Below are 13,815 nucleotides of genomic sequence, written 5' to 3'. Positions count from 1 at the left end.
TGATTTTAGCATAAAAATTATAAATTCTAAGACACCTGTATACTGTGCAATGTGTGGAAAATTATAATATTAAATTGAGAGTGTTTTGTAATTTTCAAGTAAGTTAATTATATAATTACCAATTTGTATTATAATCGCTATAAAAAAGATAAATTCGGAAAAATTTTATGAAAAAACGACTTGCTATCATAGGGTTTAATGATGTCGGAAAGTTTCATTGCAATGAACTTAGAAGGTCCGATGAATTTGATCTTGTCGGTGTGTATTGTCAAAAAAATAGCGAATCTTTTGGGCGTATAAAAATTTATAGCGATCTAAACGAGCTGTTTGAATCCGCAGATCCGGAAGCTATTATAATAACAGATGGAATACAGTATCTTGAGCTTTTTTCAAAGTGTGTGAAAACCTGTAAACATATATTTATCCATCATCCTATAGCTAAAAATACAGGTGCAATTCATGAGATGAAATATTACTCTAATCTAAGTGGAGTTATGAGTGTGGCTGGATTTTTTGATAGGTTTAATCCTGTGATAGTATCTTTAAAAAAATCTCTTGAGAGAGAAGAGAAGATTTATTCGATAAATATTACAAGAGGCTTTTGTTCAAGCAGGAATTTAAATTTAGAAATCTTGCAAAATATTGATCTGGCAAGATTTGTAGCGGCTAGTGATATAGCGCAATTTTCTAAATTTGAAGTTCATAAAGAGGATAAAAAGAATCCAACAAATACTCTTTGTCAGCTGAAAATGAAAAATCAAACTTTAGTGAGTATACATAACTCCATAAATTATCCTATAGATCGGTTTATAATCGAAGTTTCGGCAAATAGCGGAATATATTTTGGAGATTTGATAGGAATGAAATTAAATAAATACACTGATTATGGACAGCAAAATTTAAAAGTAGATAGTGATATTTCGCCTATTAAAAAGGCTCATTTAGAATTTTTTGAACTTTGTAAAAATAATAAAATTAATAATTTGGCATCGCTTGATGATGCTTTGAAGGTATATGAAATATGCGTATGAAAAGATTGCTTTTGCTATTAAATATGGGTGGCCCAAACAATATAGAAGAGGTTGAAGTTTTTTTAAAAAATATGTTTAATGACCCGTATATTCTTAGTATCAAAAATAAAATTTTACGTAAATTCGTTGGTTTTATGATCGCAAAAGGACGACTAAAGGCTGCTAAAAGCAACTATAATCAAATCGGAGGCAAGTCACCTCTTTGTGAAATAACAGCTAGTTTATGCTCTAAAATTTCAAATTTAAGCAGTGAGTTTGATGCGGTTGATTTTGCGATGAACTACACGCCTCCATTTGCCAAAGAAGTGTTAAAAAAATATGAAAATTTTGATGAAATTGTAGTTTTTCCACTATATCCTCATCACTCTGTGACAACCATTTCATCGAGTATAGATGATTTTAATTTGGCGTTTAATGAGCTTAATTTGAAGTCAAAAGTAAAAATTGTGGAGCCATTTTTTGAAAATCAAACATATAATGATGCAGTTTTAAATAGTGTAAGAAATAGTGTAAGAAATATAAAAACTGATGATATTACCTTGATATTTTCAGCTCACTCTCTTCCGCAAAAAACAATAGATAATGGTGATCTTTATGAAAAACATATAAGATCTCATGTAGAAATACTCTCAAATTTAATCAATGAAGATATGAAATTTGCAGATATTCGATTGGCTTATCAATCAAGACTCGGACCGGTAAAATGGCTGGAACCTTCTTTGGGTGATACCTTAGCAGGTATTAAAAACAAAAAGGCTTTAATTTATCCCATATCGTTTTGCATCGACAACTCAGAGACTGTTTTTGAGCTCGTAAAAGAGTATAGAGATGTTGCCAATGAGCTTAAATTTGAGTATTACGACGTAGTTCCTTGTCTTAATGACAGTGAAGAATTTGCTAAATTTATATTTCAAACCGGCTTAAGTTATATAAACAACAACACTGCAAATTAGAACTTAAACGGAATAAAATTTGCTTTCCCTTTATAAAATTATTTATAAGGAAAGTAAATGGAGTCTAAAAATATAGATTCATATCTTTTATCTTTAAAAAATTTAGCAAAAGGTTTAAATTTAGCCAAAAGTTCATCAAGTCATAATGATGATTTTGAAAAGTATTTAAAAGATACCAACTCAAATTTTGACAATATAAATTCAAAAATCAGTATGGATTTAGACAAATTTAAACAAAATTTGATAAATCTAGGCGCTACGGCATTTTTAAGTCAATTAAATCAATCAAAAATCGAAGAGAAAATAGCTGCTAAAAAAGAGGAACTGATAAAGACCTTGGGGCTTGATGAAGAGGGCTTAAAAAATAAAGGCAAAGATGAAATTTTAGAACTAAAAAATATACTTGAAGATCTATTAGAGCAGTTTAAAAAGGATCTGCTGGCAAGTTTACAAAATAACTCTTTATTGCAAAAACAACAAAGATTATCATCGGCTAGCCAAAACGGTTCTCCTCTTAGCTCTATCCTGCAAAAATTATAATTTTTGTTTTTGAGTGGCGGACTTTACGATATTTTCGTTGGTTCTGTTTATATCGCTAGGCTTTAAAAATCCTTCATCCACCATTAGATCAACGGTTTGTTTGAATACTGGAAGTGCGCTTTGAGCACCAAAGTAGTAGTATGGTTTTTTAGGTTCTCTAGCTAGCACTCCTATGGTGTAGCTGTTTCCTTCCGAATCATTAACAAAACCGAAAAAAGATCCGTTGTAGTTATTGGCGTATCCGCCATCTTTTGATGCGATATGTGCCGTTCCGGTTTTGCCGCCTATTTCAAGTCCGGCAGTTTTTGTCTTTTTCCCTGTTCCGTTTTCAACGGCCTTTATTAGGATTCTCTTCATCCTTTTTGCCACATCTTGTGTTAAAACTTCTACCGGTTCGGGCTTATTAACAATATAAAATTTACCGTTTTTATAAAGTGAGCTAACGACTTTTGGTGTTACCATAATACCTTTATTATTAAATACATTATAGGCTTTTAAAAGCTGTATAAAAGTTGCCTGAAGACCGTAACCGTAGCTAATTGTAGCCTTATAAATTTGCGAATTCATCTTGACTATAGGAGGCATATTCCCTACCTGCTCATACGGCATATCGATTCCAGTCTTTTGAGTGAAGCCAAATTTTAAAAGTCCCGAGTAAATTTGATGCCCGTCAAGCCTTTGAGCGATCTGAATCATACCTATGTTTGAAGAATGCACTATAATATCTTCCGCTGTCATATAGGCTTCCGGATGAGTATCTCTTATTATTCGTTTTCCTAGTTGGTATTTTCCGTTATATGTGTTTATCATTTCTAAGGGATTTATTTTATTATTGGCTAGTAAAACTGAGAACATAAAAGGCTTAAAAACAGAACCAGCCTCGTATGCGTATTCCGTAGCGCTTGAATTTAGTGCCTTATAATCTTGCTTTCTGATATTTGACGGGTCATATCTTGAGGTTGTGGCAAGTGCTAGCATCTCTCCTGTTTTTGAATCCATAACGCCTACTATTATCTCTTTTGCGTTTAGAAATTCCTTTTTCTCGTCAATGATCTTTTCAAGCATTGTTTGGAATTTAAGCGATATGCTTAAGATCGTATCGTATCCATCGACTCTATTTGCCAGATTTGAATCGCTTGTCAAAATTATATTATTGCCTATATCTTTTGGTCCTATAAGTTTTGCATCTTGAATAGCTGAGATGTAGTATTCATAGGATTTTTCAACCCCTTTTACGCCTTCAACCTTTGTAATGTTATCTTTTTCTACTTTTTTAACGTATCCGATAACTGGAGTTAAAGAATCTTTTGAAATATATTGTCTATTTTCCCCGCTTTCGACTATGCTCATACCTCTTAGACTGGCAACGCCGGTATTTGGATCTTCATAAGGGATAAAAATTTTTTTTCTATATAGTTTTCTGGTTAATTCTTTTAAGTAAGCGGCACCTTTGGCATCAATCTTATAAGACAATGTTACGATGCCTTTTGCTCCGTCTAGTATCTTTTTAACTCTTTTTGGATTGTCGCCGCTATATAAAGAATAAAGTTTGATAAACATATCTTTCTTATCAGGATCGATATTTCTTGTGTCTACCATAGCTTTATATAGTTTTTGGCTACTTGCGACGCTAAATCCGTCTTTTGTGACTATATTGCCGCGAAGTGCGGTATTTACTTCGCTTGTTTCAAGCTTTGGCAAGCGTCTTTCGATGTTTGCTCTATAAAAGATAACTGCTAAAAATATAGATATCCCAAATACAATTAGTGAAAATAAAATTAAAATTTTTGATTTTTTGGAATTCATTTAAGGCTAAATTTGTGTCCTTGATATCTCTTTGTACGCGCTTAGCGCTTTGTTGCGAATTTCAAGCATTAGTTTCATGCTGGTTTCCGCCTTGCCTATGGCGATTGCGGCTTGATGAAGGTCTTTTACTTCGCCTGTTGCTAGATCGGCGATTGCTTTATCGGCATTTACTTGCACTTCGTTTAGTTCTTTAAGCGAGTTATCAAGCATGGCTGCAAATTCATTTTGGCTTTTTTGAGTTAAATTTGCATTTTCTTTTTTAAATGGCGAAGCAACAGAGCCGATTTTATCGATATTTGTCATTTTTATTAACCTCTTAATAGTTCTATCGCACTTTGGGCGATCGTCTTTGCGCTTTGAAATGCAGAGACGTTTGCCTGATAGGCTCTTGTAGCCTCGATCAGATCAGCCATTTCGACGACCGGATTTATATTTGGATATGCGACATATCCTTTGGCATTAGCATCAGGGTGGCTTGGATCGTATTTTAGTTTAAAATCCTTATCGTCGCGCACCACTTTATCAACTACGACACTCATTATAGCAGGTTTTGCGTCTTTTTGCCAAAAGCTATCATCAAGCGGGTTTTCATACTCAAGCATGTTCGTTTTTTTTGCGATTTGCTCATTTAGCGTGCTATCGAAATCAACTGCTTTAAATATCACTTCGCGCCTGCGATACGGTCCGCCTTCTGCTGTTCTAGTCGTGTTTGCATTAGCTATGTTTGAGCTAATTACGTTCATTCTAAATCTCTGTGCGCTTAGTCCGTATCCGCTTATATCAAAATCGCTTAAATAACTCATCTTAATTTCCTTTAAATCTTGCTACTTGCTTCAATCACGCTTTTAAAGTTCGCGCTATCGCGCTTCATTGCGTTATCAAGCGCAGTTATCATGATCGCATTTTTGCTAAGCTCGGTTGTCTCTACGTCAAGATCAACGGTATTTCCGTCGTTTCTAGCCATGTGTCCGTCACGAAGAAAGATCGTAGCTAGTTTTGAGTCAGGAAAATTTACCTTTGGCAGGTGAGACGCGTCAGTTTGGGCAAACTCAAGCTCTTTAGTCTCTTTTTTGCCGTAAATTTCAGCAGCTCTTTCGCTAAGCGCTCTTTCAAATGCGATATCGCGTGATTTATAAAACGGCGTATCGATGTTTGCGATGTTGCTTGATATAAGCTGCTGGCGCAAATTTCTGCTAGCCAGTGCGCTTTCTACCAGTTGTTTTGATTTAGAGCTTGAAATTCCTGCAAACATCTTTAGCCTTTTATTTAAAATTCACTATAGATATAAGCAAATATTGTTCCTAAAATTATAAAAATTTCTCTAAGTCTTTGAAGTTTTTAAATCCAGAATCATTATTTTTTAATATTTCAAATTTATCTAAAAATTCATCTCTTGGCATAGTAACAGCACCCATAAATTTAAGATGATCATTCATAACCTGACAATCTATTAAAAAATCAAATTTTGCCAAAACTTCGCAAAGCCTTATAAGGGCTACTTTTGAAGCGCCTGTTTTTAGACTTATCATACTCTCTCCACAAAAAACTTTGCCGAATATGAGTCCGTAAAGTCCGCCGATAATTTTTTCATCCTCGTAAACTTCTACACTATGAGCAAATCCTGCTTCAAACATCGCCGTATAGGCTTCTACGATGGTATCACTTAGCCAAGTATCTTCTTTGTTGGCTCGCTCTTTTTTACAAATTTTTAAAAATCCTGCAAAATCATGGTCAAATTTAACGCTAAATTTTTTGAGAGATGATTTTATGCTTTTTTGGATTCTAACTTCTTTTGGAAGTAAAACTGCGCGAGGATCCGGACACCACCAATAAATTGGCTCGTGTGGTAAAAACCAAGGAAAAATTCCTTTTTCGTATGCTTGAGTTAAGGCTTCCACGCTTAAATCGCCACCCATACAAAGAGGCGAATTCGCAGGAGCTAGGTGGGTGTTTGGGAAGTGATAAATTCTTTTAAAACTATTTTGCAACTTTATCCCGCCAGGCTAAATTATCTATTGCGCTTTTTCAAATTTAAACGCCAGTTTGCCATCTTTTATGCCGATATTGACTACCCCTCCAGTTTTAAGAGTTCCGAATAAAATTTCATCACTAATTTTAGTTGAAATTTCATCTTGTATTATGCGTTTTAAATTTCTAGCTCCAAATTCGTTGCTATAGCCTTTTTTGTAAAGATATTCTTTAGCTTTTGTATCGGCTTTGATTATAACTTTTTTCTCTTTTAGGTTGAAGTTTAATTCGTCTATTATTTTTTGAGTTATTCGAGCTAAAATATCTTCGTTAAGATCGTTAAAATGAACTACCGCATCGATTCTATTTCTAAATTCTGGACTAAAGAAATTTTTAACAGCACTATCGCTTCGACTGCTTTCATCTTTGCTAAAGCCCATTTTTGGAGCCTCTTTTGAACCTAAATTTGAAGTCATAATTATGATAGTATTTCTAAAATCACTCTTTGCGCCGGTGTTATCAGTTAGGCTTGCGCTATCAAAAATTTGTAAAAAGACATTTACAAGCTCGTCGTTTGCCTTTTCGATCTCGTCAAACAAAATTACGCTATAAGGGTGCTTTTTGATCGAATTTGTAAGCATACCTCCGCCTTCAAAGCCCACATATCCGGGAGGCGCTCCGATAAGCCTTGAGACGCTGTGTTTTTCCATGTATTCACTCATATCAAAGCGCTCAAAATTGATGTTTAAATTTCTAGCCAGCGATATTGCCAGCTCGCTTTTACCTACACCACTTGAGCCTGTAAATAAAAATACGCCTATAGGTGAAGTAGGATTTTTAAGTCCTGCATACGAGCGCTTTATCGCATCGGCTAGAGTTTTAACGGCATCGTCTTGTCCGAAAATTTCAGATTTTAAATTCTTTTCAAGATCTTTTAAAAATGAAATGTCATTAGTCTTTACATCGGTTGTATTAGGAATATTTGCAATCTTGCTTAAAACTTCGCTTATATCGCTTTTTTTAACTTTTACATTTTTTTTCTCTTTTAATGCCAACCTTGCTCCAACCTCATCTATAAGGTCTATCGCACTATCTGGCAAAAATCGATCATTGATATATTTTTTAGCTAGCTCTACACTTAGTTTTAAAATCTCGTCACTATACTTAACGTTGTGAAATTTCTCGTATTTGGTGCGAAGCCCTTTTAAAATTTCAACGCTATCCTCTATGCTTGGCTCCTCCACGTCTATTTTGGCAAAGCGTCTTGATAGAGCCTTCTCCTTTTCAAAAAAATTTCTATACTCAGTATATGTAGTTGCGCCTATACATCTAAGTGAGCCGTTGGCAAGGGCTGGTTTTAGTAAATTTGACATATCAAGACTTCCGCCGCTTGTAGCACCTGCTCCTATTATTGTATGAATCTCATCTATGAAAAGTACTGCATTTTCGTGATTGCTAGCCTCATCTATGACATCTTTTAGTCGTTTTTCAAAATCACCGCGATATTTTGTGCCAGCTATCATAGCTCCTATATCAAGGGCGAAAATTTGAGACCCTTTGAGTTTATCTGGCACTTTATCTTGAGAAATTTTTAGGGCCAATCCTTCTACTATTGCGGTTTTTCCTACTCCGGCCTCACCGACTAATAAAGGATTATTTTTCTTGCGGCGACTTAGGGTCTGCATAAGCCTTTCTAGCTCATTGATCCTGCCTATAATAGGATCAATCTTTCCCTCTTTTGCAAGAACTGTTAGATTTATTGCAAATTTACTTAAATTTTCAAACTTATCGCTGTCAGCCGTTGTTTCCTCTTTTATCTTTTGTGCGTCTACCCCATAAAAATCTAAAATTTGTGAGCAAAAGCTATCTTTGCTGACCGCAATTTTATACAAAAGCTCTCTAATTCCTATATTTTTATTCTGAGCCTTTGTTTCATCTGTAAGTTCTTTAAAAATTTGCTCAAGCAACAGTGTCATTTTAGGTTGTTTGTTTTGTGTAACTTGTTCGTTATTTTGTGCAAGATAGTTTTTAAGATCGTTTCTTAATCCTTCAATATCTCTAAGTCCTGCACTAGCGAGCATGTCTCTACTCTCTTCATTTAGGTTGATTAACACAAATAATATATGCTCACTTGTTAAATATTCATGCGAATTTGAGTATGCGAACTGTCCGGCTTTTTCCAAAAAATAGCTTAAATTTGCATCCAGCATCACTCCTCCTCTATATCTACTTTTAGCGGATATCCAGCGTTGATAGCTGCTTTTCTAACTTCGTTTTGCTTACTAAGAGCAATTTCTTTGATATAAACCCCACATACAGCACTTCCTTCGTTGTGAACTTTTAACATCAATGCAATGGCGCTTTGTGCACTATAGTGAAAAATTTGCGTCAAAACATCTACTACAAAATCCATACTTGTCACATCATCGTTTAATAAAATAACTTTAAATTTTTTAGGAAATTTAATTTTTTCTTTTAGACTCGTATTTTTCAGCGTTCTTTCGCTAGTTTTAGTTGACATTTTTGATTCTCTCAAAATCCTGAGTCAATTTGTCTAAGTGAATCCCGCCCAGATAGTAATGTACTCCAAATTTTCCGCTGGCAATATCTGTTAGTGGTTGATAGATTCCGTTTTTAAGCACCATTTTTATTGGCACAGACTCAAGATGCGGATATTTGATATCTTCTAGAATTTGAGCGCTAAGCTTATCGTTTACAGGCATATCGTTTGAGATGAAATAATATGCGTTGTATTTTTGTGCAAAATTCTCTATAACGTGTTGGTTTGTTACATTTTCAAAGTGAGTTAATGCAATTATTGTAAAATCTTTATTGTTTTTTAGCTGAAAATCCATTAGTTCAGGCGCCTCTTTTTGACAAGGAGGACAAAATGTGCCAAAGATATCAAACATTATTATCTTACTCTCATCGCCTTTTATGACAAATCCACCTTGTGTTCTAAGCAAGGTTAGCTCTTTTCCAAATACACTAGTAAGCTTGATCTCTTCGCCTGCTTTGTAACCCTCTACCTTAGCAGGAGCTTTTGCTGTCTCGTCCTCTTTGCCGCAACCGACTAAAAAAATCACACATAGAATTGCTAAAAATATTTTTTTCATATTATTCCTTTAAATTTTATATATATCTTTTCATTGCTGCACGAGCCTCTTTGTCGGCCTCTCGCTTTTTTAAACTTTCGCGTTTGTCATGCAAGTTTTTACCTTTGGCTAGGGCTATTTTAGCTTTTACTATATTTTTATCGTTTAGATAAAGCACCAGCGCAACTAAAGTAAGACCTTCTTGTGTTACCGCTCCAAAGAGTTTATCTATCTGCTTTCTGTGCATAAGCAGTTTTCTTGGAGCTCTTTCGTCAGGGCGAAATGTCGAATGTGTCGTACTAAGATGGCTGATGTGCGCATTTAGTAAAAACATCTCGCCTTTTATAATTCTCACAAAGCTATCTTTTAAATTTGCCCGTCCTGCACGAAGTGCCTTTACTTCGCTACCTTTTAGCACTATGCCGGTCTCAAAAGTTTCAAGTATGCTAAAGTCGTGAAGTGCTTTTTTATTTTTTGCTAAATCTTTACCCATTTATTACCTTAAAAACAGTACTGCCACTTCCGCTTAAAAACATATCCTTATACTCTTTCATATCGTTATAAATTTTAAAACAAGGCGCATAAAGATCGTTTAACACATCATTTTTGTAAGTTGCGAGCAACTCGCTACTTTTTATATGTTGCATCTTATTTGCCAAATTTGTATCTATTTTATCCATAAAATTTCTTCTAAATTCTTTATAAACTTCTGGAGTGGAGCAAAAAACATCAGGCGTAAAAATTTTAATTTTAGGAATTTCATCATCAAATTCTTTTACAATCTCGCCTATACCACTCACGTTTGCACTTTTAAATCCGCTTACGAAAAACGCCACATCGGCACCTATGCTCTCTGCTATCTTATAAAGGCGTTCTTTTGAAATTTTTAAATTTAGTTCGCTATTTGCTAAATTTAAAAAAGCGGCCGCATTAGAGCTTCCTCCGCCAAGCCCCGCCCCCATAGGGATATTTTTCTTTAAAACTATTTTATGCGATCTGAAAAAATCATCAAGTTCATTTTTAAATCCAGCGTCTTCAAGTGCTTTTTTGGCCTTTAATACAATATTGTCTTTTATATCCACACTATCGCAAACAAGCTTGAATTTTTCACTCTTTTCAAACCAAATTTCATCGTAAATTTCATCTACTAAAATAAAGCGCGAGATCAGCTCGTGATAGTTTGCGCGGGTTCCGACTATCTTAAGAAATATATTTATTTTTGCAAAGCTTTTCATTTTTTTATTTTTTGGCTAAGCTCGATAAGCTCTATCTCGTCGGCTAAATTTATAGCCTGTTTGTTTTCGTTAGCCACTTCTTCTGCAAGCTCGGAGCGCAATATCATCATATTTTTAGGAGCATCTATGCCCACTTTAACTCCACTTTTTGAAATCCCTGCGATAGTGATTTTTATATTGTTTCCAAGCAATATACTCTCACCCTCTTTACGCGAAAGTATCAGCATAATTCAACCTTATTTAATCGGTACGAAACCGTTTGATCTTTTATCTCAATAATACTAAAAAATTTATCAAATTTTATTAAATATATTCCATCTTCACACTTTTTAAAGCTTGTATATTCAAGTTTTTTACCAAATTCGATATCTTTTAAATCGCCCAAATACTCATTAGTTTTTAGATCTATAAAATCAAGCGGATTTAAAAACTTTTCATTTTCAAATTTAAATTTGCCTTCTCTTAATCTTTTTAACGAACTAAGAGTCGCATTTACTCCCAGTTTTTTGGCTAAAATTTGAGCGTATGACCTTATGTATGATCCCTCGTCTACGCTAATTTTAAATGTTAAAAACGGATGACGGTAGTGCATTATTTCGCAGCTAAAAATTTCCATTTCTTCTTTTTTAAGCTCGAATTCAACTCCCGCTCTAGCTAGCTTGTAAGCTCTTGTTCCGTCTATGTTTTTTGCGCTAAATTTTGGCGGAGTATAGCTTATTTTACCAAGCAAGGAATTTTTAGCAAGCTCAATTGTTTTTAAATCAATAGGATTTAAATTTTCAATTTCGCTTATATTTTCATTGTCCCCGCTCTCGCTTTTTGCCCCTATCCACATCGTGGCTTCATAAATTTTAGGAGATTTGCTGATGTAATTAAACAGCTTTGTATAGTTACCAAGAGCTATTATCAGGCAACCGCTGGCAAAAGGATCTAAAGTGCCTGAAAAGCCTGCTTTTTTAGTTGGATATTTTCTTTTGATACGATTTAGAAAGTGATTTGAGCTGATTGCGATCGGTTTATTCGCTACAAATAGAGCGTTCATACGACTTTTTCTACAAAATTTGACATTATATCGCGCTCTATACCGCCAAAATTTATAGTTAGCTTTAGATCTTTTTTGATTTTACTTACGCATGTAACTCGTCCTATGCCAAATATCTTATGTTTTACCAAATCACCTTTTTTGTATTCGCTTGTAGTTTGAGGTTGGATTATTAGGCTTCCCGTGCATATTCCGGCCTCGCTTAAAAATCTGCTTCTTTCAAGTCTTGTTCTTTGTCCTTTATAAAATCTTGAATTTACGCAGCTTAGAACAAGAGTTTTTTTAGCCCTTGTTATTGCCACGTAAGCCAATCTTCTCTCCTCTTCTATATCGCTTCCGTCTCCTATTAGCGGGAAAAATCCCTCTTCAAGCCCGATTACAAAAAGATGATCAAATTCAAGCCCTTTGCTTGCGTGAATACTCATTATAGAGATAGCCTTATCGCTTATGGCGTCTTGTTCGCTGGCTAAAGCAAGTTCGTTTAAGAACTCTTCTAGTTCAAATTCCGGATTTTGCTTGATTTGATCTTTGATCATCGCGTAAAATTCATCGATATTTGCTACTCTTTCAGCACCGTCAGGAAGACTCTCGTAATATTTTTTAATACCGAATTTAGACTCTAGCTTATCAATTAGTTCATATAAAGAGCCGCATTCCTTTAGCTCTTTTATACCGCTTGTAAAATCGTTTAGAGCAGATATTGTTTTTTTGCTAAAGGCTTCATCTTTTTCATCCAGAGTAGATATTGACTCAAATAGAGAAATTTTATTTTCATAAGCTATCTTCTCGATCTTGGTTATGCTTACTTTACCAAGACCGCGTTTTGGACGGTTTATTATGCGTTTTAACGAAAAGTCATCGTTTTCGTTGGCGACTAGCCTAAGATAGCTAATAACATCTTTTACTTCCGCTCTTTCATAAAATTTTACACCGCCAACCATCTTATACGGTATTTTTTCCTTATTAAGACCCTCTTCAAGGGAGCGAGAGAGTGCGTTTATACGGTATAATATGGCTATTTGGCTTGCATCTACGCCTTTTGCAAGTAGCTCTTTGATGCTTTTTGCTATCTTGCCAGACTCCATAGTTTCGTCAACTGACTCCATAAATACTATATCCTCACCGCCGTCTTTGGTGCCTATTAGCTTTTTGCCTAGGCGGTTTCTATTGTGATCTATCAGCTCATTTGCGGCTTTGAGGATAGAATTTGTCGAGCGATAATTATGCTCCAGTCTGATTATTTTTGTATCTTTAAATTGATTTTTAAAATTTAAGATATTTTCTATCTTTGCGCCTCTCCAGCCATATATACTCTGATCATCATCACCTACTACGCAGATATTTTCATGGGTTTTGCAAAGCTTTTTAAGAAGCTTATATTGTAAATCATTGGTGTCTTGATACTCATCTACCATTATATAGCGATATCTTTGTGAAATTTCATCTGCCAGTCCTTCGTTTTTATCCAAAATTTTATAAGTCAGAGATAGGAGGTCGTCAAAATCCACTAAATTATTTGCGCTTAAATACTCTTCATACTGTTTGTATATGTTTGCTATTTTAGTGTAATAACCATCTTTGTGTTTTTCGTTATTGCCAAATAAATTGGTGCTCGAGATAACATCTTCTACGCTTAAAAGGGAGTTTTTGAAATTTGATATTTCACTTGATAATATCGATGTTGCGATTGAGCTTTCAAAGCTTTTTAGTATTCTTTTTTTATCATCGGTGTCGATTATGACAAAGCTGTTTTTACGAGAGAGTCTGTCTATATAAAATTTTAAAAACAAAAGTCCAAATTTATGAAAAGTGCAGAGCAATGGAGTAAAATTTTTGTTATTTTCAGATAGCATATTAATGGCTCTGGTTCGCATTTCATTAGCGGCTTTATTTGTAAAAGTAAGAGTAAGCGTACTAGTGGGATCTATTCCAACTTCGCTTATTAGATAGGCAAGCCTTGTCGTTATAGTCTTTGTCTTTCCACTTCCGGCACCTGCTAAAATCAACATAGCTCCATCTAAATGAGTGGCAGCTCTTTTTTGTTCTTCGTTTAAACTATCTAGGATATCTCGCATTAAAATTCCAAAAATATATTATTTATAGATTTTAACACAATAAGCTTAAAAATCCCCGCCTACATGAATT

General features: G+C 34.6%; 16 protein-coding genes. 3 read left to right on the top strand and 13 right to left on the bottom strand.

What is annotated here, in order from left to right; translation table 11 throughout:
- The first annotated feature begins 167 nt into the window (after window positions 1-167).
- The 3 genes from CDOMF_RS06950 to CDOMF_RS06940 are packed head-to-tail and all read left to right on the top strand — an operon-like array spanning window position 168 to window position 2,524.
- Window positions 168-1,031: a Gfo/Idh/MocA family oxidoreductase gene (locus CDOMF_RS06950; RefSeq protein ID WP_260951307.1), complete on the top strand. Its 864-nt coding sequence runs from the start codon at window positions 168-170 to the stop codon at window positions 1,029-1,031.
- Complete coding sequence (gene hemH, locus CDOMF_RS06945; protein WP_260951306.1) at window positions 1,028-1,984, top strand: ferrochelatase; 957 nt, start codon at window positions 1,028-1,030, stop codon at window positions 1,982-1,984. The genes CDOMF_RS06950 and hemH overlap by 4 nt, the downstream gene beginning before the upstream one ends.
- Before the next feature lie 57 nt (window positions 1,985-2,041).
- Window positions 2,042-2,524 (top strand): response regulator, encoded by a 483-nt coding sequence (locus CDOMF_RS06940; protein WP_260951305.1) that lies wholly within the window; start codon window positions 2,042-2,044, stop codon window positions 2,522-2,524.
- On the opposite strand, the gene CDOMF_RS06935 is transcribed toward CDOMF_RS06940, so the two are convergent.
- From CDOMF_RS06935 to CDOMF_RS06875, 13 genes are all read right to left on the bottom strand, one after another.
- Window positions 2,519-4,330 carry a peptidoglycan D,D-transpeptidase FtsI family protein gene (locus CDOMF_RS06935; protein WP_260951304.1) on the bottom strand — a complete coding sequence of 604 codons (1,812 nt, stop codon included), beginning with the start codon at window positions 4,328-4,330 and terminating at the stop codon, window positions 2,519-2,521. The two genes, CDOMF_RS06940 and CDOMF_RS06935, sit on opposite strands and share 6 nt — an antisense overlap.
- 6 nt (window positions 4,331-4,336) lie before the next feature.
- Window positions 4,337-4,633: a flagellar hook-basal body complex protein FliE gene (fliE, locus tag CDOMF_RS06930; protein WP_260951303.1), complete on the bottom strand. Its 297-nt coding sequence runs from the start codon at window positions 4,631-4,633 to the stop codon at window positions 4,337-4,339.
- 5 nt (window positions 4,634-4,638) lie between these two features.
- The gene (flgC, locus tag CDOMF_RS06925; RefSeq protein WP_260951302.1) at window positions 4,639-5,133 is read right to left on the bottom strand and encodes a flagellar basal body rod protein FlgC; all 495 of its coding nucleotides are present in this window, start codon (window positions 5,131-5,133) and stop codon (window positions 4,639-4,641) included.
- 11 nt (window positions 5,134-5,144) lie between these two features.
- Window positions 5,145-5,582, bottom strand: coding sequence for a flagellar basal body rod protein FlgB (gene flgB, locus CDOMF_RS06920; protein WP_260951301.1), 438 nt, complete (start codon window positions 5,580-5,582; stop codon window positions 5,145-5,147).
- A gap of 55 nt (window positions 5,583-5,637) precedes the next feature.
- Window positions 5,638-6,246, bottom strand: a complete 609-nt coding sequence (gene aat / locus CDOMF_RS06915; protein ID WP_260953151.1) for a leucyl/phenylalanyl-tRNA--protein transferase — start codon at window positions 6,244-6,246, stop codon at window positions 5,638-5,640.
- A gap of 96 nt (window positions 6,247-6,342) precedes the next feature.
- On the bottom strand, window positions 6,343-8,508 hold the full coding sequence (locus CDOMF_RS06910) for an AAA family ATPase (protein WP_260951300.1): 2,166 nt from the start codon (window positions 8,506-8,508) through the stop codon (window positions 6,343-6,345).
- Window positions 8,508-8,819 (bottom strand): ATP-dependent Clp protease adaptor ClpS, encoded by a 312-nt coding sequence (locus CDOMF_RS06905; RefSeq protein ID WP_260951299.1) that lies wholly within the window; start codon window positions 8,817-8,819, stop codon window positions 8,508-8,510. The genes CDOMF_RS06910 and CDOMF_RS06905 overlap by 1 nt, the downstream gene beginning before the upstream one ends.
- A complete protein-coding gene (locus CDOMF_RS06900; RefSeq protein ID WP_260951298.1) occupies window positions 8,809-9,414 on the bottom strand; it encodes a TlpA family protein disulfide reductase in 606 nt (201 codons plus the stop codon). The genes CDOMF_RS06905 and CDOMF_RS06900 overlap by 11 nt, the downstream gene beginning before the upstream one ends.
- 16 nt (window positions 9,415-9,430) lie before the next feature.
- Window positions 9,431-9,886 carry an SsrA-binding protein SmpB gene (smpB, locus tag CDOMF_RS06895; protein WP_260951297.1) on the bottom strand — a complete coding sequence of 152 codons (456 nt, stop codon included), beginning with the start codon at window positions 9,884-9,886 and terminating at the stop codon, window positions 9,431-9,433.
- The gene (locus CDOMF_RS06890; protein ID WP_260951296.1) at window positions 9,879-10,628 is read right to left on the bottom strand and encodes a 4-(cytidine 5'-diphospho)-2-C-methyl-D-erythritol kinase; all 750 of its coding nucleotides are present in this window, start codon (window positions 10,626-10,628) and stop codon (window positions 9,879-9,881) included. The genes smpB and CDOMF_RS06890 overlap by 8 nt, the downstream gene beginning before the upstream one ends.
- A complete protein-coding gene (gene csrA / locus CDOMF_RS06885) occupies window positions 10,625-10,855 on the bottom strand; it encodes a carbon storage regulator CsrA (protein ID WP_170019121.1) in 231 nt (76 codons plus the stop codon). Before csrA ends, CDOMF_RS06890 begins: the two co-directional genes overlap by 4 nt.
- Window positions 10,849-11,670, bottom strand: coding sequence for a tRNA pseudouridine(55) synthase TruB (truB, locus tag CDOMF_RS06880; protein WP_260951295.1), 822 nt, complete (start codon window positions 11,668-11,670; stop codon window positions 10,849-10,851). The genes csrA and truB overlap by 7 nt, the downstream gene beginning before the upstream one ends.
- Window positions 11,667-13,745 (bottom strand): ATP-dependent helicase, encoded by a 2,079-nt coding sequence (locus CDOMF_RS06875; RefSeq protein WP_260951293.1) that lies wholly within the window; start codon window positions 13,743-13,745, stop codon window positions 11,667-11,669. Before CDOMF_RS06875 ends, truB begins: the two co-directional genes overlap by 4 nt.
- Between the last annotated feature and the right edge of the window lie 70 nt (window positions 13,746-13,815).

The organism is Campylobacter sp. RM16187, assembly GCF_025319965.1.
Classification (GTDB): domain Bacteria; phylum Campylobacterota; class Campylobacteria; order Campylobacterales; family Campylobacteraceae; genus Campylobacter_A.
This window is presented reverse-complemented; position numbering and strand designations above follow the sequence as displayed.

Excerpts from the sequence above, each read along its gene's own strand:
- CDOMF_RS06950 (WP_260951307.1), top strand. The coding sequence starts at position 168 with ATGAAAAAACGACTTGCTATCATAGGGTTTAATGATGTCGGAAAGTTT.
- hemH (WP_260951306.1), top strand. The coding sequence starts at position 1,028 with ATGAAAAGATTGCTTTTGCTATTAAATATGGGTGGCCCAAACAATATA.
- CDOMF_RS06940 (WP_260951305.1), top strand. The coding sequence starts at position 2,042 with ATGGAGTCTAAAAATATAGATTCATATCTTTTATCTTTAAAAAATTTA.
- CDOMF_RS06935 (WP_260951304.1), bottom strand. The coding sequence starts at position 4,330 with ATGAATTCCAAAAAATCAAAAATTTTAATTTTATTTTCACTAATTGTA.
- fliE (WP_260951303.1), bottom strand. The coding sequence starts at position 4,633 with ATGACAAATATCGATAAAATCGGCTCTGTTGCTTCGCCATTTAAAAAA.
- flgC (WP_260951302.1), bottom strand. The coding sequence starts at position 5,133 with ATGAGTTATTTAAGCGATTTTGATATAAGCGGATACGGACTAAGCGCA.
- flgB (WP_260951301.1), bottom strand. The coding sequence starts at position 5,582 with ATGTTTGCAGGAATTTCAAGCTCTAAATCAAAACAACTGGTAGAAAGC.
- aat (WP_260953151.1), bottom strand. The coding sequence starts at position 6,246 with ATGGGTGGCGATTTAAGCGTGGAAGCCTTAACTCAAGCATACGAAAAA.
- CDOMF_RS06910 (WP_260951300.1), bottom strand. The coding sequence starts at position 8,508 with ATGCTGGATGCAAATTTAAGCTATTTTTTGGAAAAAGCCGGACAGTTC.
- CDOMF_RS06905 (WP_260951299.1), bottom strand. The coding sequence starts at position 8,819 with ATGTCAACTAAAACTAGCGAAAGAACGCTGAAAAATACGAGTCTAAAA.
- CDOMF_RS06900 (WP_260951298.1), bottom strand. The coding sequence starts at position 9,414 with ATGAAAAAAATATTTTTAGCAATTCTATGTGTGATTTTTTTAGTCGGT.
- smpB (WP_260951297.1), bottom strand. The coding sequence starts at position 9,886 with ATGGGTAAAGATTTAGCAAAAAATAAAAAAGCACTTCACGACTTTAGC.
- CDOMF_RS06890 (WP_260951296.1), bottom strand. The coding sequence starts at position 10,628 with ATGAAAAGCTTTGCAAAAATAAATATATTTCTTAAGATAGTCGGAACC.
- csrA (WP_170019121.1), bottom strand. The coding sequence starts at position 10,855 with ATGCTGATACTTTCGCGTAAAGAGGGTGAGAGTATATTGCTTGGAAAC.
- truB (WP_260951295.1), bottom strand. The coding sequence starts at position 11,670 with ATGAACGCTCTATTTGTAGCGAATAAACCGATCGCAATCAGCTCAAAT.
- CDOMF_RS06875 (WP_260951293.1), bottom strand. The coding sequence starts at position 13,745 with ATGCGAGATATCCTAGATAGTTTAAACGAAGAACAAAAAAGAGCTGCC.